This is a genomic window from Halorussus rarus, assembly GCF_003369835.1.
Classification (GTDB): Archaea; Halobacteriota; Halobacteria; order Halobacteriales; family Haladaptataceae; genus Halorussus; species Halorussus rarus.
Genome location: NZ_QPMJ01000004.1, coordinates 132,839 through 156,980, shown reverse-complemented (window position 1 = coordinate 156,980; position 24,142 = coordinate 132,839). Strand labels below are relative to the sequence as shown.

Sequence of the window (24,142 nt, the reverse complement as noted above, 5' to 3'; positions counted from 1 at the left end):
ACGTAAGCGTCGCCTGTGACAGCGCGATTCGCGTCGGTCGGGCGCGTACGCGCCGGCTACGCGACCGTAGCCGCGGCCAGAATTCCGGACAGAGAGGCCATAACAAAGGGAAATACCGGGATACGGACGATAAGCGCGAGATGAATCTCGATAGAACCGCGGTTCTGAGCCTGGGATTGACGGTGCTGCTGGTCGCGTCGGTACTCCCGCCCGGCCTCGCGGGGCTGGTCGGGACGGCGAGCGCCGACCACCACGACGCGCCGGTGTACACCGTGCGGCAACCCGGCACGGACCTCTGTTACGAGATCAAGGCGTACAGCCACGACCACCCCAAGATGGTCCCGGAGGTGGAGGTGCGAGGGACGAACACGGTCGGCGACGTGACGGGACCGTACCGGGACCCCGACTGGGACGGGTTCGAGAGCATCGAGTCCATCATGGACTACCGGTACCACGACGACGGGCGCGGACAGACCGAGTACTACGCGCCGTATCTCAACACCCCGTACATGTACGAGAACTGGAACTACGGCACCTACGGGCTCTACAACTGGTCCGACAACGGCGAGAGCCACATGTTCTTCTACGAGAACGCGAACGGCGAGGTCAGCCTCGTCGTCAGACACGACCGCATGAACGACGACGAGTATCCGACGGCCTCCCACCGGAAGTACAACGGAATCTACGGCGGCATCGCCGGCGACGGGTTCCACGTGGATTCGCCCGGAGGCGGTGAGGCAACGTGGCAGTTCCGGAACCTCCCAGAGGGCGAGTGGGCCTACATCGACGACATGTACCCCCGGCAGAACATGGACGACGTGTACACCGACGGCGACGGCACCCGGTACGGCCACCGCGAGGCCGAGTACGAGTCCCGGCCGCTCCGCGAGTTCTCGGGCGGGGAGTTCAACGTCAACTGGTTCTGGGGGCCGGGCGGCAACGACGGCGGCGCGTACCGCGGAATGCAGAATCTCGCCGAGGACGAGAGCGTCACCATCGAACCCGAGTCGTTCCGGAACGTCGACGCGTGGGAGGTCCGGAGCAACACGGGACACGACGACATGAACGGCACGATGGAGGAGCTCCGGATGAACCGGTCGGTCGTCATCGAGCGCGGCGCGAACTGCTTCAGCGGAAACTTCGAGGCGAGTCCGACCACCCCCGAGGTCGGCCAGAGCGTCACCTTCACCGTCGACGGCGACGCCGACCAGTACCAGTGGGACTTCGACGGCGACGGGGCGGTCGAGCAGAACACCACCGACGCGTCGGTCTCCCACGCGTACGAGACCGACGGTGAGATGGAGGCGACAGTGACGCTGGTCACCGGCGGCGGGACCCAAGAGGCGGCGACGACGGTCGAAGTGCAAGCCGGTGAACCGCCGACGGCCGACTTCGGCGTGGACGACAACGCGGGCGACGCCGACCACCTCGTCGCCGGCGAGACGGTCACCCTCGATGGGTCGGCCAGTTCCGACAACTCGGGGGTGATCGACGGCTACGAGTGGTCCGTCGACGGGACGACGAAGACCGGCGACCGGACTCGGCACGCGTTCGACTCGCCGGGCACCTACGACGTCACCCTGGCGGTGACCGATGCGACCGGCCGGACCGATACCGTCACGAAATCGGTGACCGTCCTCGCGCAGGACGACCCGAGCGCCGCGGCGGAGGCCTCCCCGACACAGGTCGAGGCGGGCGCGCCGATAACTCTCGACGGAAGCGATAGCAGCGACGGGAACGCGAGCGTCGACACCTACGAGTGGAGCGTGCCCTCGGGCGCAGGTACCGTAAGCGACGACGACGCGAGCACCCCCGAGGCCGACGTCACCTTCGAGTCGTCGGGCGAATACCGGGTCAACCTCACCGTCACCGACACCAACGGCAACACCGACACCGACAGCGTGGCGGTCGACGTCACGCCCGGGGACGATCCCGTCATCGAAAGTACGGACGTCCCGAGCGAGGTGTCGGTCAGCGGAACGCTCGACGTGTCGGCAAGCGCGAGGGACAACAGTAGCGGGTCGTTGGACTACGTCTGGAGCTTCCGGCAGAACGGGAACGTCGATGACGCGACCGGTCGTAGCGCGAGCTACCAGTTCGACGAGGTCGGCGACGCCTCGGTCAAACTCACGGTCCGCGACGCCGCCGGACGCGCGGTCGAGAGCAACTGGACCACCGTCTCCGTGACCGCCGCGCCCAGCGCGTCGCTCTCGGTGCCCGACGAGGCCGACGTCGGGGACTCGGTCACCCTCGACGCGAGCGGGTCGAGCGACGAAGACGGCGAGATCAGGGAGTACCGGTGGGACTTCGACGGTGACGGCGAGGTCGACCGCAACACCACCGACGAAGCCACGGTGTCGTACACTTACGAGAGCGCCGACACCTACGAGCCGACCGTGACGGTCGTCGACGAAGACGGACAGACCGCCAGCGAGTCCGCGAGCATCGCGGTCGAGGAGCGGGACTCCTCGCAATCCGGCGGGGACGACTCGTCCGAGGACCGAAAAGCCCTCAGCGATTCCGGCGGTGGCGGCGGCGGAACGAGCCTCGGCCCGCCGCCGGTCGTCATCCAGACCGAGAAAGCCGGTCCGAACAGCGCGCTCGTCGACGTGCGCAACGCCCGGAGCGACGAGACCGTCGAGGCCGACTTGCCCGAGAGCGACGCGACCGAGGAGACCGGCGTCGGCTTCGAGCGCCTGGCGCTCGACCTCCGGGACGACGACACCCACGTCGCCTTCGAGAGCGCGGCCGGGGCGACCGTCCCGAAGGGTGTCGCCGAACTCGACGCGCCCGACGAGACGCTGGCGTACCTCGACCTCGACGCGAAGTACCTCGACACCGCGGTGGCGAACGCGACGGTCGAGTTCACGGTGAATCGGTCCGCGCTCGGCGGACTGTCCGCCGGCGACGACGTCGCGGTCTACCGGTACGACGCCGGCTGGCAGCCGGTGGACGCGTCGGTCGTGGCCGCGACCGGCGACAGGTACCGCCTGCGCGCCACCGCCGACGGCCTCGGGACGCTCGCGGTCGGCGCGAACAGCCCGCTCGCGGTCGGCGACGCGTCGCTCGAGAGCGGGACGGTGGCCACCGGCGACCCGGTCGAGGCGACCGCCACCGTCGAGAACGCCGGCACGGCGGCCCGGAGCGCGACGCTGAACCTCACGCTCGACGGGACCGCCGTCGCCTCCCGGACGGTCGAGGTGCCGGCGGGCGAGACGACCGAGGTGACCCTGTCCGGACCGGCGCCGGCCGCCGGGAGCTACGACGTCTCGGTCGGCGGCGCCGCGGTCGGGAACCTGACCGTCAAGGAGACGATTCCCGCCGACACGTCGGTGACCGGCGTGGCGCTCAACGCGTCGACCATCGAAGCGGGCGAGCGCGTGGAGATCACCGCCACGGTCGAGAACGCCGGCGGCGAACCGGGCGAGCGCGCGGTGACGCTGACCATGTTCGGCGAGGCGGTGGCGACGAAGAACGTCACGGTTCCCGGCGGCGAGACCAGGGAGGTCACCTTCGTCCGACAGGTCAACGCCGCGGGCAACTACACGGTCGAGGTCGGGAGCCGGACGGCGTCGCTCGGCGTGACCGGCGGCGAGGACGGCGGGCTCGGCTCCGCCGCGCCCGACGTGCCCGGATTCGGCGTCGAGGTGACGCTCGTCGCGCTGCTCGCCGCGACGCTGCTGGCGCGGTTGCGGGACTGAGCGCATCGGCGGGATGACGTTCGGCGCGGTCGGCGAGGAGACCCGCTCGGAGGTCGACGACGTGGTGGAGTCGCTCACCGACCACGCCGACCACATCGTCGACATCCTCGACGATTCGGGCGCCGACACGTTCGACGTGCTCTCGGTGACGCTGACGACCAACTACGCCCAGGAGATAAACCGCATCCGGCGGATCCGCTCGCGGCGCGGCGACGAGCTGCCGGAGTCGGTGATGGACGCGCTGGACAACCTCATCGAGCACCTCCAGAAGGTCGACGTGGCCCGCCAGTACTTCAAGTCGCTCTACCTCCAGGAGGAGCTCTCGTCGCTGTCGCGGGTGCTGCTGTACGCCGGAATCCCGGCGGAGCTGGTGTCGGTGCTGTTCCTGCTCGGGTTCACGGCTCAGCAGGGGACGACGCTGTTGCAGTACGCCCAGGTCGTCCTGCCGGTGGCCGTGACCGTCGCGTTCCTCCCGCTCGCGCTGCTGGTGTCGTTCATCGTCCGGATCGCGACCGTGACCGAGCGGACCGCGGCGACCATCCCGTTCACCACGCCCAAGCAGGAGCAGTGACCCGGCGTCGAGGGGGCTCCTGCCCCGTCGTTCCGAGTATCGGTCCGGGCGTTCGGCCGCGCGTGACGCGTAACCAGAGATTTCTCGGATGGTCCGCGGCGCGAACCTGTCGTACCACCGAAGGGTATTAGGCGGAGAGGGTTGACGGGAGCGTTGGTGGGGGAAATGCAAACACACACCACACGCCGGTCGGTGCTCGCGGCGCTCGGCGCGGGGAGCGTCGCGGCGACCACGACCGGCCTGCTGCGGCAGGGACAGACGTACCGAATCGGGTCGGCGGTGTCGAGCTCGGGCGACCTCGCGGTGTACGGCCAGCGCCACGAGCGGGGGATGAACCTCGCGGTCGACCGCGTCAACCAGGTCGGACTGAAGGACGGCGGCGAGCTGGCGGTGTCGGTCGAGGACACCGCGAGCGCGCCCCAGACGGGCGTGAGCGCGGCCCAGAAGCTGGTCAACCAGGAGGGCGTCCCGCTGCTCATCGCGGCGGTGTCCAGCGGCGTGACCATGGCCATCGCGCGGTCGGTGACGATCCCGAACCAGGTCGTCCAGGTGAGCCCGCACAGCACCAGCCCGCAGATAACCACGCTCGACGATAACGGCTACGTGCTCCGGACCGCTCCGTCGGACGCGTTCCAGGGCGCGGCGATGGCCCAGCTTGCGCGCGACCGGGGCATCGAGTCGGCGTCGGTCATCCTGGTCAACAACGACTACGGCAGGGGATTCACCGACGTCCTGGAGGCGCGGTTCGAGGCGGCCGGCGGCACCATCACCAACACCGTGCCGTACAACTCCGGGCGGGCGTCGTACCGCCCGCAGCTGAACCAGGCGATGCAGGGCGACCCCGACGCCATCATGTTCGTGGCGTACCCCGAGTCGTTCACCACGATGGCCCGCCAGGCGTTCGAGATGGGTATCAAAGACCGGGTCCAGTACGTCGGCGCCGAGAGCACGCTCGCCGAGCCCATCCGGGAGAACGTCCCGGCCCGGGCGCTCGACGGGATGATCGGCACGACCCCGAGCGCGCCGACCGAGTCCGAGGCGTGGCAGTCGTTCGTGTCGGCGTTCCAGGACCGCTACGACACCCAGCCGTCCGTGTGGGCGGCCTACTCGTACGACGCCACGATGCTGTCGGCGCTCGCCATCGAGGCCGCCGACGAGTTCGGCAGCGCGGCGCTCCGCGAGACCATCTACCCGGTCTCCCGACCCGAGGGCGAGACCGTCTCGTCGTTCGAGGCCGCGAAGGAGGCGCTGGGTGGCGGCGGCCAGATCAACTACGCGGGCGTGTCGGGGTCCATCGACCTGAACGAGGCCGGCGACGTGCCGGGCACCTACAAGTGGTGGCGGTTCGCGAACGGCGACTACCGGATGCAGGGGTTCCTCGACGTCGAGCAGGGCTCGGGCGGCGGAACCGCGACCACGACGACGGGGAACGCCACCGCGACGCAGGGGCAGTAGGCGCCGGCGATGGCTAGCCTCCTCCAGCTGTTCGCCAACGGGGTCGTCTTCGGGAGCATCGTCCTGCTGGCGTCGGTCGGGCTGTCGCTGCTGTACGGCATCGGCAACTTCGCCAACTTCGCGCACGGCGAGCTGCTGACCGTCGGCGCGTACGTCGCCTACGTCGCGACGGTCGCGCTCGGCCTCCCGTTCGCGGCGGCGGTGGGGGCGAGCGTCGTCGCCACCGCGGTGCTCGGCGTCGCGCTCGACCGGGTGCTGTTCGTGCGCCACCGCGACTCCTCGCCCATCGTGCTGCTGGTCGTCACCATCGGGGTGGCGCTGGTGCTTCGGAGCCTGATCCGCATCGTCTGGTCGAACCAGCTCCGGTCGTACGGGCTGCCGCTTCGGCGGGGCGTCCAGTTCGTGGACACGACGCTCCCAGTCGGGGGCTACGACCTCGTGCTCCGGCTGCGGCTCACGCGGGACGGGCTGGTCATCGTGGCGGTCGCGGCGCTGTTCGCGCTCGCGACCCACCTGTTCCTGACCCGGACCACGATGGGCGTGGCGATGCGCGCGACCGCGGACAACCGGTCGCTGGCGAAGGTCACGGGCATCGACACCGACAGGGTTCTCCGGGCGACGTGGGGGCTGTCGGGCGCGCTCGCGGCGGTCGGCGGCGCGTTCCTCGGCGTCCAGACCGGCGTCATCCAGCCACGGATGGGGTTCAACGTGCTGCTGGTGGCGTTCGCCGCGGTCATCCTCGGCGGCATCGGGAGCCCCTACGGCGCGATGGTCGGCGCCTACGTCATCGGCATCGCCCAGGAGATGTCCATCGCGATACCGGGCGTGAGCGCGAGCTACCGGGCGGCGGTGTCGTTCCTCATCCTGGTCGGGGTGCTGCTGGTCAAGCCCGACGGCATCGCTGGAGGGCAGTGGTGATGGCGGGGGTGGCTGTCGCCGGCCTCGCCGCCGACGCCGCCGCGGGTCTCGCCCCGCTGGCCGGCCTGACGGGCCTGCCGGCGTTCCTCGTCAACGTCGCCACGTTCGCAGTCGTCTACATGATTCTGGCGCTCGGGCTCAACCTCCAGTGGGGGTACACCGGGCTGTTCAACATCAGCGTGGCCGCGTTCTGGGGCATCGGGGCGTACACCGCGGCGCTGGTCACCAAGCCCCCGAGCGCGCCGACCGCGCTGGGGCTGAACCTGCCGTACCTCTGGGTCGACGTGGCCGGGGTCCCGCTCCCGCTCGCGCCCGCCGTGGTCGCGGGCGCGCTCGCCGCCGGGGCGGTCGGGCTGCTCATCGCGCTGCCGACGCTCCGACTCCGGGACGACTACCTCGCCATCGCCACGCTCGGGCTCGCCGAGGTCATCCGGCTGATACTGACGAACGAGGGGTGGCTGACCCAGGGCGCGCGGGGACTGACGGTGTCGAACCCCATCCTCGGGATGGACTACTCGAACCTGATTCTGCTCGGGGTCGCGCTCGCCCTGCTGGGCGTCACCTACTGGCTGCTGGAGACCGGCGTCGACAGCCCGTGGGGCCGGGTGCTGAAGGCGGTCCGGGAGGACGAGCGGGTCGCCGAGAGCGTCGGCAAGGACACCTTCGCGTTCAAGACCCAGAGCTTCGTGCTCGGGAGCATGGTGATGGGCGCGGCCGGCACCATCACCGCGCTCCAGCTCAACTTCCTGGTCCCCGGCCAGTTCTCGCCGCGGTGGGCGTTCTACGTCTACATCGCGGTCATCGTCGGGGGCAGCGGGACCAACCGCGGGGCGGTGCTGGGCGGGTTCCTGTTGGCGGTCTTGCTGGAACTGCCCCGCTTCCTCCGGGACTACGTCCCGTTCGAGAGCGTCGTGACCAACCTCCGGCTGCTGGTCATCGGGCTGCTGGTCATCCTCGTGATGACCTACCGACCGTGGGGCGTCCTCGGCGACCCCGAGGCGATGCGCCGTGAGGGATGAGGGCGGCCGCAGAGTGGCCACTAAATTTATAAGTAGTCGGATAGGATTTTTAACGTGATGCCGCGCGCCAACGTCGACGACCTGACCGCGTACCTCCGGGACTCGACCGGCGAGTCGCTCCGGGTCGTCTGCCGGTACGACGCCGAGGGGTACGAGGTGCAGTACGTCAGACCCGACCTCCGGCGCGAGACGCTCGACGCCGAGATAGCGCGGACGGTCGACCACCTCCGGGGCGAGTCCCGCGCCCGGGAGCAGCGGGAGTTCCCGTTCAGCGACCTCAACGGGACGGTCCGGTCGTTCGACGAGGCGGTCGTGATGCACTTCCCGCTCCCCCAGGAACGGGGCATCGTCGTGACGCTCGACTCCGACGTGGCGCGCCAGCTCAACGAGTTCATGCGCGAGTGCATCGAACGGTTGTGAGCCCGACCGGCGATACGGTCGTCGGTCCCGAGCTAGTAACTCGACCCGCTGTAACCGCCGGTCGATAACAAGAGCTATCATTTTCGCGGCGCTCGGTTAACAACATGACCGTCGTCAGCATCTCGATGCCCGACGAACTGCTCGACCGCGTCGACGAGTTCGCCGACGAGCACGGCTACACCGGACGGAGCGAGGTGTTCCGCGAGGCCGCCCGCAACCTCCTGGGGGAGTTCGAGGACAAGAAGCTCGAGGACCGCGACCTGATGGGCGTGGTCACGGTGCTGTTCAACTACGAGAACTCGGTCGTCGAGGAGCGGATGATACACCTCCGCCACGAGTACGAGGGACTGGTCACCTCGAACGTCCACAACCACGTCGGCGACCACTACTGCATGGAGCTGTTCATCCTCGAGGGGAGCCTCGAAGACATCTCGACGTTCGTCGGCAAGATCCGGGCGACCCAGGACACCCTCACGGTCGATTACTCGGTGATCCCGGTCGACGAGGTCGGCCCGTTCGCAACCGGCGAATAGCGCGGTCCAGAACGGAGCGGAGCGAATCGGCAGTTGGCGTCAGTCGTCGGTCGAAGATTCGTCAGCGTCGGTCGGCTCGCCGCCGTCGGTGGCAGTTTTCTCGCCGCCGTCGGCGACGGTTTCCTCCCCGCCGTCGGTGATAGCGGTCTCGCGCTTGCGCTCGAACCACGCCCAGTCCTTGGTCTTGAGCCCGTCCTCCTCGAGGTTCCACGGGTCGCCGGACTCGACCCGGCGGCCCTCCATCCAGGAGGTGACGATGTTCCAGACGAAGATGAGCTGGCCGAAGCCCATGATGAACGCGCCCGCCGACGCGATGATGTGGAGGTCGGCGAACTGCGGCAGGTAGGTGGCGTAGCGCCGGGGCATCCCGCCGTAGCCCAGGATGAGCAGCGCGAAGAACGTGACGTTGCTCCCGATCATGGTGGTCCAGAAGTGCCACTTCGCGAGGGTCTGCTGGTACATCCGACCGGTGAACATCGGGAACCAGTAGTAGATGCCCGCGAAGCCGGCGACCGCGATGGCGCCCATCACGATGAAGTGGAAGTGTCCGACCACGTAGTAGGTGTCGTGGAGGATGAGGTCGACCGGGACCGACGCGAGGAAGACGCCGGTCACCCCGCCGATGATGAAGTTCTGGACGAACCCGATGGAGAACAGCATCGGCGCGGTCATGCGGAGCTTCCCGTTCCACATGGTGGTGATCCAGTTGAAGGTCTTGACCGCGCTCGGCACCGCGATGGCCAGCGACACCGCCATGAAGCTCCCGCGAATCCGGGGGTCCATCCCGACGGCGAACATGTGGTGGGCCCAGACGCCGAACGACAGCACGCCGATGGCCAGCGTCGAGTAGACGACGAACTTGAACCCGAACAGCTTCCGGCCAGCGAATCTCGGGAGAATCAGGCTCACGAGCCCCATCGGCGGCAGCACCAGGATGTACACTTCGGGGTGGCCGAAGAACCAGAACAGGTGCTGCCACAGGATGGGGCCGCCGCCCTCGGTTGCGAAGAACGTGGTGCCGAGGTTCCGGTCCATCAGCAGCATCACGAGCGCGCTGCCCAGCAGCGGGAACGAGAACAGGATGAGCCCCGACTGGGTGATCATCGTCCACGAGAAGATGTCGAGGTTCTCCCAGCCCACGTCCTCGCCGCGCTCGGTGAAGATTGTCGCGATGAAGTTGATCGCTCCCATCGTCGCCGACACGCCGGTCAGGTGGAGTCCGAGCAGCATCAGGTCGACGCCGGGGTTGGTCTGCTCGACCGACAGCGGCGTGTACATCGTCCACGCGGTCTGAGCGGGCTCGATGGCGATGCTGGCGATCGGCGCGAAGAAGAACCCGGCCCAGATGAGCAGCGCGCCCGGCGGGAGGAGCCAGAACGCGATGGCGTTGATCCGGGGGAACGCCATGTCGTCGGCGCCGATGAGCAGGGGGATGAAGTAGTTCCCGAACGCCGACAGTATCGGCGTCCCGAACAGGAACAGCATCGTGATGCCGTGGGAGGTCAGCAGCGAGTTGTAGAAGTTCGCCCCCATTATCGCCGAGTCCGGCGTCAGCAGCTCGGTCCGCATCAGCAGCACGGCGATGCCGCCCCACGCGAACGCGGTGAGGCCGAAGATACCGTAGAGGATGCCGATGTCCTTGTGGTCGACCGTGGTCAGCCACCTGGTCAACCCGCCCGGTTTCTCCTCGTGGGCGGCCTCCGAGCGCTCGCCGTAGCCGCCTCCGGTACCCCCGCCGGACAGCGGCGTGTACGACCGCCAGTCCTCGATGTTCAGGATGTAGGCCGCGACCGCGACCAGGAGTACCCCCATCACCGCAGTCAGTACGAGTTCCCCAGCAGCTACCATACGCTATGCTGAGGACTACATCGTTAAGAAAGGTTGGGCCAAAGCTTTGAAACCCCCGGAGGAGACCGCGCCGCTGCGTCTCACGGTTTCACGTGACACGGTGCATGGCCGCCGCAAGAAGGGTCCGTCCGGGCTCGCAGACGTCCGCAAGTCACGGTCTGGCCTGCCGCGGACAGTGGTCCTTTAGGCACTCGTGGCCTACACTTCCCCATGAACATGCTCGTGGACGGCGAGTGGCGCGTGGACGCCTACGAATCCACCGACGAGGAGGGCAACTTCGACCGGCAGGAGACGTCGTTCCGCGATTCGGTCGAGGCCGACCCCGACGCCGAGTTCCCGGCCGAGGCGGGCCGCTACCACCTCTACGTCTCGTACGCCTGCCCGTGGGCTCACCGAACGCTGGTCACGCGCAGCCTCAAGGGGCTGGAGGACGCCATCTCGGTCTCGGTCGTGGACCCCTACCGCGAGGACGACGGCTGGGAGTTCACCCCGGAGAAGGAGGGCTGCACCGAGGACCACATAAACGGCTTCGACTACCTCCGGGAGACCTACGCCGCGGCCGACCCCGAGTTCACCGGCCGGGTCACGGTGCCGGTGCTCTGGGACACAGAGCGCGAGACCGTCGTGAACAACGAGTCCGAGGAGATCATGCGGATGCTCGACACGGAATTTGACGACGTGGCGGACCGCGACGTCACCCTCTACCCGGAGGGCTACCGCGACGAGATCGACGGGACCATCGACGACATCTACGAGCCCATCAACAACGGCGTCTACCGCGCCGGGTTCGCGGGGAACCAGGAGGCGTACGACGAGGCGGTCACCGAACTGTTCGACGCACTCGACCGGTACGACGACCGGCTGGCCGACCGGCGGTACCTCTGCGGCGACCGGCTGACGGAGGCCGACGTCGCGATGTTCACCACGCTCGTCCGGTTCGACGCGGTGTACCACACCCACTTCAAGTGCAACGTCCGCCAGATCGCCGACTACGACAACCTCTGGCCGTACCTCCGGGACCTCTACCAGACGCCGGGCGTCGCCGAGACGGTCCACATGGACCACATCAAGGAGCACTACTACCGGAGTCACGCCGACCTGAACCCCAAGCGCATCGTGGCGAAGGGGCCGGCCCTCGACTTCGAGGAGCCGCACGACCGCGACGAGTTGCCGGGCGGGCCCCCCGAGGAACTCGAAGCGGTCGCGCGGTAACGGCCGTCGGCATGCCGCCGTCTTCCTGTCGAGCGGAGAGGTGAAACAGCGAGTAGTACAGAGTGTGTAGGCAGCGAGTGGTCGTCACTCGTTTCGCGTCTCGAAAGTAGACTCGTCAGATGCTCGCACCGAACGCGTGTCCGGCCTCACTCTAGCGGTTGTGCGTAATCGACTTGCTTCGGTCGGAAACCAGTGTCGCGGTAGAACCGGCGTACGTCCTCGTTGTGCCACTCGCAGGAGACCTTGAGATGGTCACACCCCCTGTCGCGGGCCATCTCCTTGACGCGCTCGATGACTTTCGTACCGCGACCCTGGTTCCGATGGGATTCATCGATAGCGATGTTCACGATGCGAAGATATTTCGAGTACTGACGGGACGAGTGGTGGCCCTCGCGGAGCGTGACGAAGCCGATCGTCTCCTCCTCGTGCCGGATGAGGTAGTCGGTGATCGCTTCGTCGTCGAGATGGGCGCGGAAGCCGTCGTCCGGAACTGCGTCAACAGCCGTATAGGCGAGTTCATTCAGCTCATCGTACGCTTCCATTGCTTTCGCCAGAGAATACCAGCGCTCGACGAGCGCGTCGAGGTCATCCTCCGTGGCTTCGATGAGTTCCATACAACAGTTCCCTTCGGGTGACTTTTCAAACTGTACACGGTGTGTTAGCATCTGGCTCGACCGTCCAAGGAGTACAAAACGCGGAATAGACTCTACACCTGGCGGCAAAGCGGACCGGACCCTGTGACCGATACGCATCACGTATTACTGTCCCCTCGAGGAAAGCTGCACTCTCGGAGCGTTCAAGTGATCATCAGTCGGCGGAGCACTGTCGTCGAGGGGCGATACGTAGCGTTCAATAACCCCAGTTACGTACGTGGGAACAGTGATTCAGGACCTCCTCGGGTTGCTGCCTGCTGACCCGTTTGCCGTCATGAACGCAGTCGGACTGGTGGCGTTCGCTCTGGTCGGCGCAACCAAGGCGATCCGCGAGGAGTTCGACGTGTTCGGCATCGCTGTCGTCGGACTCACCACGGCGTTTGCCGGCGGGACGACCCGAGATATCCTCGTGAATCGCGTTCCGCTGGCACTCCGGTCGCTGGGCGAAATCAGTCTCGGATTGCTCGGTGTGGGACTGGCAGTCGGAGTGAGTGTCGTGCTTGATTCCCCAGACGACCATCCGATCACACTCGTCGCTGACGCGGTCGGGCTCGCTGCGTTCACCACGGCTGGCGCTATTGTGGCGACTGACGCCGGTGTCTCTGCCTTCGGCGTCGTCGCTGTCGCGACGATCAACGCGGTGGGGGGCGGCGCGTTCGCCGACATTCTACTGGACCGTTCGCCGTTCATCCTGTTCGACGACTTCTACGCGAGTTGTGCAGTTCTGGGCGGGACCACGTATTGGCTGGTAGTAACCGCTACTGGGGCAGGGCGTGTCGCCGTAGCGGTATGTGCTGCGGTGACGGTCGGGACGCGACTGGCGGCAGTCACCTACGGCTGGACGCTCCCGACGGCACAGATGCTCGGACTGGCAAACGATGGGGTCAGAGACAACTGGTAGCGCAGTCCGCTGATGGGTCGCCGGCCGGTTCGCGGCGGAGGGCGTCGAACCGGCGGCGCGACCGTCCGCCCCGGAACCGACCGCGATGACCAATCTATTTTTCGCTCGCCGACCAATCGACGCCCATGGTACTCCGGGAATCCGAGGAGGAACTCCAGCGCGGCGAACCGGTCCCCGACTTCGAGCTGCAGGGGACCGACGGCGAGACGTACTCGCTTTCGGACTTCGCCGGCTACGACGCCGTGCTGGTGGTGTTCACCTGCAACCACTGCCCGTACGCCCAGGCCAAGTTCGACCTGCTGAACGACCTGGCCGACGCGTACGACGACGCCGCGGTCGTCGGTATCAACCCCAACGACGAGGTCGAGTACCCCGACGACTCCTACGAGAAGATGGTCGAACTGGTCGAGGACGGGACGATCCGGTACGACGCGTACCTCCGGGACGACACCCAGGCGGTCGCGGAGGCCTACGGCGCGGCCTGCACGCCCGACCCGTTCCTCCTCCGCAACGAGGGGGACGAGTTCACCCTCGCGTACCACGGCCGACTCGACGACGCGCTCAGCCCGGACGACGAGGCGACCGAGGTGTACGCCGACGACGCCATCGACGCGGTGCTGGCCGGCGAGGAGGTCGACCTGGAGTTCATGCCCTCGCGGGGCTGCTCCATCAAGTGGAAGGAGAGCTGACTCCGCTCAGTCGGCCCCGCCCCGGAACGCGGTCAGCGCGTCGACGTACTGCATCGCGACCGTGCCGAGAACGCTCATCGCGAGCACGTACCCGACCGTGAAGGAGACGAGTTCGTCGGCACGGGGAATCCGAGTGCCGGCGCCGGCCGCCAGCGAGGCGATGACCAGCGAGAACTCCCCGCGCGGGACCAGCCCCACCCCGACCCGGAGCGAGCGCCGCCGGTTCAGGCCGTAGAACCGGCCGCCGAGCACGCCGCTGGCGAGCTTGGAAGCCGACGTCGCGACCACGGCGACCGCCAGGAGCGCGCCGACGTCGAGGAACGCGGTCACGTCGGTCCCCAGGCCGATGGAGAAGAAGAACACCGCGGCGAACAGGTCGCGCGTGGGTCCGACAACGTCCTCGAGCCGGTGGGTGTGGTCGGTCTGCCCGAACGCGATACCCACGAAGAACGCGGCGACCGCCTCGCTGACCCCGAGCGCGAGCGCCTCGCCCGCGACCAGCGTGGTGAGCCCGACAGCGAACAGCAGGAACAGTTCGTCTGCCTCGACCGACAGCAGTCGCTGGACGTACGGCGTACCGTAGGCCGCGACCGCCGCGAGCGCAGAGAGGAACGCCGCGGCCGTGCCGACGGATGCCACTACGGCGCCGACGCCGCCCCCGCCCAGCGCCACCGCGGTCAGCACCGCGAGCACGACCGCGATGAGCAGGTCCTCGAACACGAGCGTCCCGAGGATGACGTCGCTCTCGGGGTCGGCGATCCAACCGCGGTCGACCAGCGACTTCGTGACCACCGCGCTCGAGGAGATGTAGACGATGCTCGCGAAGAACGCGGCGGTGAGCCACGGAAAGCCGAAGAGCGCGGCCAGCCCCAGCCCGACGCCGAAGTTGACGAGGAAGTCGGTCGCGCCCACGCCCAGCAGCCGGGTCGGTCGGGCCAGCAACCGGTCGGGGCTGAACTCCAGGCCGAGGAAGAACAACAGGAAGACGACGCCCAGCTCCGCGCCCACCTCCAGGACCTCCAGGTCCGAGACCAGCGTCAGGTCCAGCGGCCCCAGCGACCGGGGCGGGTACGGGCCGACCACGACGCCCGCCAGGATGTACGCCGGGATGACCGACTGGTCCGCCCGGGCGGCGAGCGCGCCGGCGACCGCGAGGGCGGTGAAGGCGATGCCGAGTTCGACCAGCACCTCGGCCATCAGTCGGCCACGAGGTCGGCGAGCGTCTGCTGCTCGTCCCGGGTCCCGAGCGCGACGATGACGTCGCCGGCGTCGAGGTCGAAGTCGGCCGGCGGGTTTGCGACCGTCTCGTCGCCGCGCTGGACCGCGAGGACCGACGCGCCGGTCCGCCTGCGGACGCCGCAGTCGCTCAGCGATCGGCCGACCACCGGCGAGCCGGACCCCACGTCGTGCCACTGGATGATGCCGTCGCCGAGCGGCACCTGGACGGTGTCCAGATCCACGGGCTGGAAGTACGCCCCCTCCAGCAGCGTGCCGAACTCCCGTGCCTGGCGGTCGTCGAGCTCGAAGAGCTTCTCGCTGTCGGCCTCGGCCGAGCGCCGGCGGAACACCTCGCGCTTGCCGTCGTGGTGGATGAGGACCACGAGACGGTCGTCGCCGTCGACCTCGTACTCGAACTTCCGACCCACTCCGGGCACGTCCGTCTCGTAGACGGTCATGCAGTCCAGTACGACGATACGCGACTTAAGCCCCGTCGCCGAACCGATCGCAGTCGACCGCGCCGAACCGACTGCCATCCCTAGAACAGGACGCAGTCGGCCCGGCCGAGGGCCCCGCCGGAGGCGGCGCGCTCCGCTACGTTTACAAGACGCTCCTGACAACCCCGGGTATCATGGACGTCTCCGCCCTCCGCGCGACGCTCCGGCGCGGTCGGACCGCGCTGGCCCGCCGGTTCGGCGTCGACGCCCGGGCGCTGGCCGCGCTCCGGGTCGCGCTCGGCCTGCTGCTGCTCGCCGACCTCGCCCTGCGATCGCGGGACCTCGCGGCCTTCTACACCGACGCCGGGGTCCTCCCGCGGGCGGTGCTCCGCGAGCAGTTCGGCGGCATCGCCGCGCTCTCGCTCCACGCCCTCTCGGGAGCGGCGTGGTTCCAGGCCGCGCTGTTCCTGGTCGCGGGCGCGGCGGCCGCGGCGCTCGCGCTGGGCTACCGGACCAGGCTCGCGGCAGCGGTCTCGTTCGTCCTACTGGTGTCGCTCCAGGCCCGGAACCCGGTGCTGCTCAACGGCGGCGACTCGTTGCTCCGGCGCCTGCTGTTCTGGGGGCTGTTCCTTCCCCTCGGCCGGCGGTGGTCGGTCGACGCGCTCCGGGCCGGCCGAGGCGCCGGTGGCGGGAGGACCGAGCGCGGCGGGCTCGGTGGGAGCGGCGACCGCGTCGCCGGCGTCGCCTCCGCCGCGCTCCTGCTCCAGGTGGTCCTGGTCTACACCGCGAACGCGCTGTTCAAGCTCCGGGGCGACCTCTGGGTGACCGGCGACGCCATCCTGTACGTGTTCGGCCTCGACCAGCTGACGACGCGGCTCGGCGACGCGCTCGCCGGCTACCCGGCGCTCCTCCAGGCCTTCGACAGGCTCTGGCTCGGCCTGCTGATAACCTCGGTCGGACTCGTCCTGCTGACCGGGTGGGCCCGGGCGGCGTTCGCGGCGCTGTTCGTCGGGATGCACCTCGGGATGGCGCTGACCATGCGGATCACCGTCTTCCCCCTGATCTCGAGCGCGGCCCTGCTCGCGTTCCTGCCGCCGGTCTTCTGGGACGCCGCGACGGCTCGGTTCCGCGAGTCCGACGTCGGCCGGCGGATAGCCGCCGCCGACCTGCCCGAACGAATCGATGGACTGCTACCGAGATCGCGGCTCGGCGCGACCCCGGCCGCGGTGGCGCGGTGGGCGCGCCGCGTTCGGCCGCCGGTAGTCGCGGGCCTCCTGGCCCTGGTCCTGCTCTGGAACGCGGCCACCCTGGGCTACGTCGCCACGCCCGAAGCCGTGAACGGGTCGGTCGACCCCGGGGAGTACCGGTGGGACATGTTCGCGCCCGAGCCCCGGACGACCGACGGCTGGTACGTGGTCCCCGGACGACTGACGTCGGGCGAGCGCGTCGACGTGTTCCACCGCAGAGGCGTGAGATGGGACGAGCCGCCCGACGTGGCGGGGAGCTACCGGAACGTCAGGTGGTTCAAGTACATGATGGACCTCCGGGCGGGCGCGAACGCCCCGGTCCGGCCGGCGTTCGCCGACTACCTCTGCCGGCGCTGGAACGCGACCCGCGAGGTCGGCGTGGAGCGACTCGGCCTCTACTACGTCGAGCAGCCGGTCCGGCTCGACGGGCCCGAGCCGACGAATCGGGTCGAACTCCTCCGGTACTCGTGTGCGAAGAACGCGACGGTGACCGGCTGAGCGGAGAGCGTTTCCGTAAACGTTTGCGGCAACGTAAACGGGGACGACAGGCGGTCCCTACCGGACTCAGTCCACGAACATCCGGACGTCGTCCTCAACGGGCCCCTCGTCCGGGACGAGTTCGTCCGGGACCTCGTCGAACCACCCGGCGTTCCAGTGGTCGTTCTCGTCGAGGCTCGGGTCCGCCTCGCGGGCCGCCGCGTCCGCGAGCGACGCCCGGAAGATGACGTTGTGGGTGCTCGAATGCGGTTCGTCCTCGCCCTCGACGACGTGGTCGAGTTCGCGCACGACTTCGACGCCGTCGAGTTCGAAGGGAACGCCCGTCACCGGTTCGACCGTGTCGCGCGCCACCTCGGCCCAGTCGTCGCCCGGGTCGACCGGGCCGTGGGGTAGCATGCCGACCTGATCGGCCTCGTGAATCGCCAGCAGGACCGCGCCCGCGCCGTCGGTGACGCCGACGACGGCCCTGCCGGCGATGTCGGTCGCGCAGTGGTCGCGGTCCCCGCGCACGACCGTCTCCTCGGTGAAGCGGACGTCCTCGCGGTCGCGCAGCGTCTCGGGGTCGGTGAGCGAGTCGGTCGGGGGTACGTCGTCGGTGGCTTCCGTAGATGTATCTGGCATGGATTTGCTGTCGGCTATCGAGGTGCTCGACGGGTCGGCGGGCGGTCCGTCGGGCGTCGCTGGTCGCGGCGGTTTCCGCGCTGTTCGTCGTCTGAGCGTCCGAATCCGGCGTGCTCGAGCGCCGGAGCAGTAGCTATGCGGAATTGATAGAAAAAGCGCCGATTTCATTCCACGATTTTTCTATATGTAATAATTCGGTGTGTGGGGAGATAAGTGTTTCGCTAGTGCTACTATCTAATGCTTTAACACCACATTATCCTAGAGAAATTAACCTGAGTGTCGATTCTAGAATAGAACCGAAACAGGTGAGCGCCGGGCGACGCAGTTCACCGCCGATAGTAACCGAAAATACGGGAAGCCGACCCTGTTAGAAGGGGTAGTCGCGGGGCTCGTGCTGGAGCGAGATCCACTTGGTCTCGGTGATCTCGTCGAGGAACGCGTCGCTGTTGTAGGTGCCCACGCCGGAGGCCTTCGTCCCGCTGAACGGGACGTGGGCCTCGTCGTTGATCGGCTGGTCGTTGACGTGGACGTTGCCCGTCTCCATGCGCTCGGCGATGCGCTTGCCGGTCGCGAGGTCGCCGGCGTGGACAGCGCCCGACAGCCCGTACTCGGTGTCGTTGGCGATCTCGACCGCCTCGTCGACGTCCGAGAACGGGATGACCGGCGCGATTGGACCGAAGTGCTCGTTACAGGCCGCGGCCATGTCGTTGGTCACGTCCGACAGGACCGTGGGCGCGACGACCAGCGAGTCGTCGGCGCCGTCGATGTCGACGGTCTCGCCGCCGGTCTCCAGGGTGGCCCCGGCGTCGACGGTGCGCTCGACGTAGTCGAGCATCTCGTCGCGCTGGGACTCGTCGATGATGGGGCCGACGACCGTGTCCTCGTCGTGGGCGCTCCCGGTCGGCAGGCTCTCGGCCCGTTCGACGAGTCGGTCGACGTACTCGTCGTACACGTCCGCGTGGACGATGTGGCGGTTGATGGAGATGCAGACCTGGCCCTGGTGGACGAACGAGCCGAAGGTCGCGCTGTCGATGGCCCGGTCGAGGTCGGCGTCTTCCGTGACGACGAACGCGTTGTTGCCGCCGAGCTCCATCGCCGGCACCGCGAGATTCTGCCCTGCGAGGCCCGCGACGCGCCGGCCGACCTCGGTCGAGCCCGTGAACGAGACGACGTCGCTCTCGGGGTGACTCGCGACCCGGTCGCCGATCTCCGAGCCCTTGCCCGTCACGACGTTGAGCACGCCCTCGGGGAGGTCGGTCTCCTCGAACAGCTTGCCGAACAGCAGGCCGCCCGTGATGGGCGAGTTCGTCGAGGGCTTGAGGACGACGCTGTTGCCGGCGGCGATGGCCGGCGCGACCGCCCGCATCGAGAGGTTCAGCGGGAAGTTCCACGGCGAGATGACCGTGACCACGCCCTTCGGCCGAATCTGGACGACGTTCTCCTTGCCCGGGATGTTCGAGTCGGCGTGCTCGCCCTTCATCCGGCGGGGGAGCGTCGCGGCCTCGGCGGCGTGGTCGGAGGCGATCTGGACGGACGTCTCGCCCATGATGGGCGACCCGCCGACCTCGTACGCCAGCAGTTCTGCGATCTCGTCGGCGCGTTCCTGGAGGACCTGCAGGAACTCCTGGACGACCGCCTGTCGCCGCGCGGGCGGTTGCTCGGCCCACTCCTCCTGGGCGGCCGCGGCGGCCTCGTACGCGTCGTCGACGTCTCCCTCGGTCGCCGCGGGGACCTCCGCGACGACCTCGCGGGTCGAGGGGTCCTCGTCGGCCAGTGTCTCTCCGCTGCCGCTCGGGGTCCACTCGCCGTCGACGTAGAGCGCGTTCCAGTCGGCGTCTATCGTGAGGTCGTTCGTCATGTGCGTTTACCGTTTGGTAGAACGACGTAAAAGGGATACGAACGCGGAGAGGGCGACCGGTTCGCCCGTCGCGGACGAGGGTGGAATTCGGGGAACCTCACCGCCTCCGACAGGCTTTACCGGATGGTAAGCCAAGCGACGGTATGAGCCAGTCCGATTCGACGAGCGGGGACCGCCGCGGTCCGGTGGCCGGCGAGACTGTCCGACACGGGACGGGAGTGAGCTCCAACCGGGCGTTCCCGACGAGCAACTACCCCCACAACCTCGATCCCTTCGTCCTCTTCGAGCGGTTCTACATCGAGCCCGACACCGGGTTCCCGACCCACCCGCACCGCGGCTTCGAGATCGTCTCGTACATGCTCGACGGCGGGATGGCCCACGAGGACTCGCTGGGCGTCTCGCACACCGCGCGCGAGGGCGCGGCCATGCGCATCACGACGGGCCGCGGCATCGAACACTCCGAGATGCCGGCCGACGGCGCGGCCTGCAACGGCCTCCAGCTCTGGGTGAACCTCGCGCGCGAGGAGAAGGACGCCGAACCCGACTACGCGGACGCCGACCCCGCGGCCCTGCCGACCGAGGAGCGCGACGGCGCGACAGTGACGACGGTCGTCGGCGAGGGGTCGCCGCTCTCGCTCCGCACGCCGATGGAGTACCTCGACGTCAGCGTGACCGACGCCTGGTCCTGGTCGACGCCGACGGACTGGTCCGGGTTCGTCTACGGCGTCGCCGGCGAGGGGACGGTCGACGGGAACGCGTTCGCCGAGGGCGACGTTCTGCCGGTCACCGACGACCGGGCGGTCGGCCTCGATACCGACGACGGACTCCGCGTCGTCGCCGTCTCCGGTCGGCCCCACGGCGAGCCCATCCGCCAGCGCGGACCGTTCGTGCTGTAGCAGCGCGCTCGCTGAGTCTCCAGACCTTTCCTGCGTCAGAAACGTCCCTCGGGAGCGGCAGACGGGAGATCGGTAGAATACCTCGACCGTAGACCGCCGGGACTCGCTCGCCCGTCGGCCGCTCCTCCGGGGCATCGCGCCGATGCCGAGCGCCACTACGGACTGCCTCGGTAAATTTTTACCGAATAGTAAATGTGCCTCCCGGGCCCAACGCTTTACCGGGAACGCGTCGAAGTCTCGACACAGCGTGCCCGAACTCGAATCTGCCCTCGAAATCGGCGGCGTCGAACTCCCGAACCGGCTCTACCGCGCGCCGCTCCTCGAGTGCGCCGGCGAGGGGCCGGACGCAGCCGACGTCCTCGCGGCCGAGCTCGAGCCCGCCGCGGCCGCCGGGGCGGGGTTGGTCTTCCAGGGGGCGTCGCCGGTCCGCGAGACCGGGGGACGGGTCGCGCCGTCGATGACGAGCCTCGCGGACCCGGAGTTCGCCGAAACCCTCTCGTCGTTCACCGACGCCGTCCACGACCACGGCGGCCGCGTCTTCGTCCAGCTCGACCACGGCGGCCTCCGGAGCCTGGAGACCTGGCACGAGGGCTATCGCCGGGCGAACCCCGACCTGACCCAGCTCGCGGTGTCCGGGCCGCCGCGGCCCCTGCGGCTCGCCGACCGGCTCGGATTCCTCGACCTCGACGTCCGCGTCCTCTCGACCGACGAGGTGTACGAGCTCGCGGCCGACTTCGGGCGGTGCGCCGCCAACGCCGTGGACGCGGGCTACGACGGCGTCCACCTCGGCGGGGCGAACATGGGCATCCTCCAGCAGTTCCTCTCGCCGTTCTACAACCGCCGGAGCGACGAGTTCGCCGAGGGCGTCCGGTTCTTCGAGGCGGTGCACGACGAGGTCCGGTCGCGGGCCGGCGACGTCCCGCTGGTGACCAAGGTGCCCGCCGAGACCGAGGCGCCGCCGTTCGTCCGGCGGCGGCTCACCGCCGACGACGCGGTCGACCTCTGTGCGCGACTCGACCGCATCGGCTACGACGCGGTCGCGCCGGTCCGGGTCTCGACGTTCTGGGACATGAGCATCGTCCGCGGCCGGTTCCCCGAGCGGGCGTGGCGCGACGAGCAGTTCCGCGAGGGGTACGTCGCGGCGTTCGGCAGCCGGTGGAAGGCCGCGCTGGTCGCGGCCGCCAACTGGGCGGAAGGGCTCGCCTACGGCTTCGAGCCGGCGTGGAACGCCGACCTGGCGCGGCGGGCGCGCGAGGCGGTGTCGGTGCCGGTCCTGCTGGAGGGCGGCGTCCGGACCCGCGAGCAGATCGACGACCTGCTGGGCGCCGACGGCGGGGAGCCGGTCTGCGACGCGGTGGGGATGGCCCGGCCGTTCTACGCCGAACCCCGGCTCCCCGCCAGGCTCCTGGACTGCAGCGAGGCCGAAGTCGTCTGCGAGAACTGCAACAACTGCACCGTCCCGCAGGTCGCCGGCGCGCCCGGCGTCTGTCGGACCCCGGAGGTGCTGGCCGAGCGCGGGGAGCTGGAGCGACAGGGCGCCTACGAGCGGGAGTAATCCGAAGCCTTGCGGGCCGGCGAGGGCGAGCGACGGAAGCGAGAGACGGAGCAAGGGTTAGGACGTTCCGGTGCCAACCGGGCACATGACACGCGAAGTCACGCACGAGGCCACCGGGCCGCTCAAACTCGACGAGAGCGACATCGACGACGAGAAGGGCGACGTCGCGGTCTGCCTCTGCGGCCTCTCGGAGGACTACCCCTTCTGCGACGGCTCGCACCGCGCCACCGAGGACGAGGCCGAGGGCGTCCGGTACAAGTACGAGAGCGACGACCCGGACGGCGACCGCCGCGAGATCGTGGAGGTCATCTACGCCGACGAGAGCGAGTAGGTCCGGGGTGCCGGCGTCTGACTCCTTCGCCGTGCCGACACAACTCCGCTACCCGGCGAGCGACCGGAGCCTGTCGGGCAGGTCGTCGAGCGCGACGGTCTCGGGGCGCTGGCTCCCGGCGTCCAGTTCCCGGAGTCCGGTTCCGGTGAGCACGGCGACCACCTCGTCGTCGGCCGCGAGGTCGCCCCGCGCCGAGAGCCGCCGACTCTTCCGTATCGTCGGACTGCGTCCGACGGCTCGATGAGATTCGCTCATCGGTGTCGAACCAGAGCAGTTCTCCGCACTCGCAGCGCTTGCGGTCCGGGAACGCGGCCGTCCCGCCGCACCGGTAGCAGGTCAGGTCGGGCGTCGAAGCGCCGGACTGCTTCCCCGTCATTTCATCGACTCTTCGAAGGTCTGCCGGGCGCGCTCGGCGCCCGTCTCGAGGTAGCCCGCGTCGACGCCGACGATCTGGTAGTCGTACCCGTACTCGGCCCAGCGCCGGATGTCGTCGTCGCCGGTCGCCAGCGTCCCGACCGGGACGTCCTCGGCGTGGGCCGCGTCGAGCACGCGCTCGACCGCCCCGCGGAACGGCTCGGCGTCGTACTCGCCGAAGGCGTCGAGCGACCCCGAGAGGTCGGCCGGCCCGACCAGCAGGGCGTCGACGCCCTCGACGCCGGCGATGTCGCCGGCGTTCTCGACCGCGCGCTCGGTCTCGACCTGCACGACGGTCGCGAGGTGGTCGCCGGCGCTCTCGACCTGGTCGGTCAGGTCCCGGCCGTAGTCGTTGCCCCGCGAGGCCGCGATTCCCCGGACGCCCTCTGGCGGATAGCGCGTCGCCTCGACCGCCTCGCGGGCCTCGGCTTCGGTCTCGACCATCGGGACGAGGACACCGGAAACGCCGGTGTCGAGTATCCGCTTGATTCGCACGGGGTCGTTCCACGCCACCCGGGCGAGCAGGGAGCAGTCGCCGGCGGCCTCGACCGCCCGGGCGACGTTCGCCACTGATTCGAGGTCGGTCGGCGCGTGCTCGGTGTCGATCACCGCGAAGTCGGCCTCGCGGGCACAGACCTCGGCGACCGCGGGGTGGCCGACCGAGAGCCAGTGGCCGACCACGGGGTCGCGGTCGGCGAGCCGTCGCTTGAACTCCGGCGTGTCGGTCATGGACGGACCCAGGACGCCCCGCGGCAAGTAGGTTTCCGAGGCGGCAGACCGGCGCGACAGAGAAGAGGAGGGGCTTCGTGGAAGTGCGACGGTTCCGGTTCGCGGGCGCGCTACTGCGCCCTGACGCTCGACACGATGAAGACGTAGCCGATCGTCGTGACCGCGTAGTTGACCGTCAGCAGGAGTCGGCTCCGGGAGAAGTCGGTCAGGAACGCGCTGAAGGTGGTCGCGACCGCCGCGGCCACGACGAACGAGAAGCCGATCGACAGCAGCAGCATCGCTCGATTCTCCGTCTGGATGTAGGCCCGTGCCGCCATGCCGACCAGCGTCAGGCCCACGACTACCAGGGTCACGCTGAGGACCACGTAGGCGATTTCCATCGGTTGCATTTCGCTACTGACAGGCAGTTCACAGCCCA

The 24,142-nt window shown here is 68.8% G+C and carries 23 protein-coding genes; 14 read left to right on the top strand and 9 right to left on the bottom strand.

Annotated elements, in window-relative coordinates; translation table 11 throughout:
* The first annotated feature begins 140 nt into the window (after positions 1-140).
* From DVR07_RS19410 to DVR07_RS19380, 7 genes are all read left to right on the top strand, one after another.
* Entirely contained in the window at positions 141-3,701 is a 3,561-nt protein-coding gene (locus DVR07_RS19410; RefSeq protein ID WP_115798976.1) for a PKD domain-containing protein, read from the top strand.
* A gap of 13 nt (positions 3,702-3,714) precedes the next feature.
* Positions 3,715-4,272: a hypothetical protein gene (locus DVR07_RS19405; protein ID WP_115798975.1), complete on the top strand. Its 558-nt coding sequence runs from the start codon at positions 3,715-3,717 to the stop codon at positions 4,270-4,272.
* A 165-nt stretch (positions 4,273-4,437) separates the two neighbouring features.
* Positions 4,438-5,727, top strand: a complete 1,290-nt coding sequence (locus tag DVR07_RS19400; protein WP_115798974.1) for an ABC transporter substrate-binding protein — start codon at positions 4,438-4,440, stop codon at positions 5,725-5,727.
* Positions 5,728-5,736: 9 nt separating this feature from the next.
* The gene (locus DVR07_RS19395; RefSeq protein WP_115798973.1) at positions 5,737-6,645 is read left to right on the top strand and encodes a branched-chain amino acid ABC transporter permease; all 909 of its coding nucleotides are present in this window, start codon (positions 5,737-5,739) and stop codon (positions 6,643-6,645) included.
* The gene (locus DVR07_RS19390) at positions 6,645-7,664 is read left to right on the top strand and encodes a branched-chain amino acid ABC transporter permease (protein ID WP_115798972.1); all 1,020 of its coding nucleotides are present in this window, start codon (positions 6,645-6,647) and stop codon (positions 7,662-7,664) included. The genes DVR07_RS19395 and DVR07_RS19390 overlap by 1 nt, the downstream gene beginning before the upstream one ends.
* 57 nt (positions 7,665-7,721) lie before the next feature.
* On the top strand, positions 7,722-8,084 hold the full coding sequence (locus tag DVR07_RS19385; protein ID WP_115798971.1) for a DUF7522 family protein: 363 nt from the start codon (positions 7,722-7,724) through the stop codon (positions 8,082-8,084).
* 104 nt (positions 8,085-8,188) lie between these two features.
* Positions 8,189-8,617: a CopG family ribbon-helix-helix protein gene (locus DVR07_RS19380; protein ID WP_115798970.1), complete on the top strand. Its 429-nt coding sequence runs from the start codon at positions 8,189-8,191 to the stop codon at positions 8,615-8,617.
* A gap of 39 nt (positions 8,618-8,656) precedes the next feature.
* On the opposite strand, the gene ctaD is transcribed toward DVR07_RS19380, so the two are convergent.
* Positions 8,657-10,429: a cytochrome c oxidase subunit I gene (gene ctaD, locus DVR07_RS19375; protein WP_115798969.1), complete on the bottom strand. Its 1,773-nt coding sequence runs from the start codon at positions 10,427-10,429 to the stop codon at positions 8,657-8,659.
* Between the two features lie 246 nt (positions 10,430-10,675).
* Here ctaD and DVR07_RS19370 point away from each other — a divergent pair, with 246 nt between their 5' ends.
* A complete protein-coding gene (locus DVR07_RS19370) occupies positions 10,676-11,677 on the top strand; it encodes a glutathione S-transferase family protein (protein ID WP_115798968.1) in 1,002 nt (333 codons plus the stop codon).
* Between the two features lie 146 nt (positions 11,678-11,823).
* Here the strand turns inward: DVR07_RS19370 and DVR07_RS19365 are convergent, their stop codons facing one another.
* Entirely contained in the window at positions 11,824-12,291 is a 468-nt protein-coding gene (locus DVR07_RS19365; protein WP_115798967.1) for a GNAT family N-acetyltransferase, read from the bottom strand.
* 313 nt (positions 12,292-12,604) lie between these two features.
* Between DVR07_RS19365 and DVR07_RS19360 the strand changes: the two genes are divergently transcribed.
* Positions 12,605-13,231, top strand: a complete 627-nt coding sequence (locus tag DVR07_RS19360) for a trimeric intracellular cation channel family protein (RefSeq protein WP_193570287.1) — start codon at positions 12,605-12,607, stop codon at positions 13,229-13,231.
* Positions 13,232-13,356: 125 nt separating this feature from the next.
* Complete coding sequence (locus DVR07_RS19355) at positions 13,357-13,920, top strand: thioredoxin family protein (RefSeq protein ID WP_115798965.1); 564 nt, start codon at positions 13,357-13,359, stop codon at positions 13,918-13,920.
* Between the two features lie 6 nt (positions 13,921-13,926).
* Here DVR07_RS19355 and DVR07_RS19350 read toward each other — a convergent pair whose 3' ends face one another.
* Positions 13,927-15,117, bottom strand: a complete 1,191-nt coding sequence (locus tag DVR07_RS19350; RefSeq protein WP_115798964.1) for a cation:proton antiporter — start codon at positions 15,115-15,117, stop codon at positions 13,927-13,929.
* Positions 15,117-15,596 (bottom strand): cation:proton antiporter regulatory subunit, encoded by a 480-nt coding sequence (locus DVR07_RS19345; RefSeq protein WP_115798963.1) that lies wholly within the window; start codon positions 15,594-15,596, stop codon positions 15,117-15,119. Before DVR07_RS19345 ends, DVR07_RS19350 begins: the two co-directional genes overlap by 1 nt.
* 173 nt (positions 15,597-15,769) lie before the next feature.
* Between DVR07_RS19345 and DVR07_RS19340 the strand changes: the two genes are divergently transcribed.
* Entirely contained in the window at positions 15,770-17,320 is a 1,551-nt protein-coding gene (locus tag DVR07_RS19340) for an HTTM domain-containing protein (RefSeq protein ID WP_193570275.1), read from the top strand.
* A 66-nt stretch (positions 17,321-17,386) separates the two neighbouring features.
* Here the strand turns inward: DVR07_RS19340 and DVR07_RS21870 are convergent, their stop codons facing one another.
* Both DVR07_RS21870 and DVR07_RS19330 read right to left on the bottom strand, forming a co-directional pair.
* Positions 17,387-17,941, bottom strand: a complete 555-nt coding sequence (locus tag DVR07_RS21870) for a hypothetical protein (RefSeq protein ID WP_162829636.1) — start codon at positions 17,939-17,941, stop codon at positions 17,387-17,389.
* A gap of 367 nt (positions 17,942-18,308) precedes the next feature.
* Positions 18,309-19,799, bottom strand: a complete 1,491-nt coding sequence (locus tag DVR07_RS19330) for an aldehyde dehydrogenase family protein (RefSeq protein WP_115798962.1) — start codon at positions 19,797-19,799, stop codon at positions 18,309-18,311.
* Positions 19,800-19,942: 143 nt separating this feature from the next.
* Here DVR07_RS19330 and DVR07_RS19325 point away from each other — a divergent pair, with 143 nt between their 5' ends.
* The 3 genes from DVR07_RS19325 to DVR07_RS19315 all read left to right on the top strand — a co-directional run bounded on the left by DVR07_RS19325 (position 19,943) and on the right by DVR07_RS19315 (position 22,581).
* On the top strand, positions 19,943-20,695 hold the full coding sequence (locus DVR07_RS19325; protein ID WP_115798961.1) for a pirin family protein: 753 nt from the start codon (positions 19,943-19,945) through the stop codon (positions 20,693-20,695).
* Positions 20,696-20,942: 247 nt separating this feature from the next.
* Complete coding sequence (locus DVR07_RS19320) at positions 20,943-22,250, top strand: oxidoreductase (RefSeq protein ID WP_240318907.1); 1,308 nt, start codon at positions 20,943-20,945, stop codon at positions 22,248-22,250.
* An 85-nt stretch (positions 22,251-22,335) separates the two neighbouring features.
* Complete coding sequence (locus tag DVR07_RS19315) at positions 22,336-22,581, top strand: CDGSH iron-sulfur domain-containing protein (RefSeq protein WP_115798959.1); 246 nt, start codon at positions 22,336-22,338, stop codon at positions 22,579-22,581.
* Positions 22,582-22,629: 48 nt separating this feature from the next.
* Here the strand turns inward: DVR07_RS19315 and DVR07_RS19310 are convergent, their stop codons facing one another.
* From DVR07_RS19310 to DVR07_RS19300, 3 genes are all read right to left on the bottom strand, one after another.
* A complete protein-coding gene (locus tag DVR07_RS19310; protein ID WP_115798958.1) occupies positions 22,630-22,836 on the bottom strand; it encodes a hypothetical protein in 207 nt (68 codons plus the stop codon).
* A 117-nt stretch (positions 22,837-22,953) separates the two neighbouring features.
* Positions 22,954-23,724 carry an HpcH/HpaI aldolase family protein gene (locus DVR07_RS19305; protein ID WP_115798957.1) on the bottom strand — a complete coding sequence of 257 codons (771 nt, stop codon included), beginning with the start codon at positions 23,722-23,724 and terminating at the stop codon, positions 22,954-22,956.
* A gap of 110 nt (positions 23,725-23,834) precedes the next feature.
* Complete coding sequence (locus DVR07_RS19300; protein WP_115798956.1) at positions 23,835-24,113, bottom strand: DUF7521 family protein; 279 nt, start codon at positions 24,111-24,113, stop codon at positions 23,835-23,837.
* Positions 24,114-24,142 lie beyond the last annotated feature (29 nt).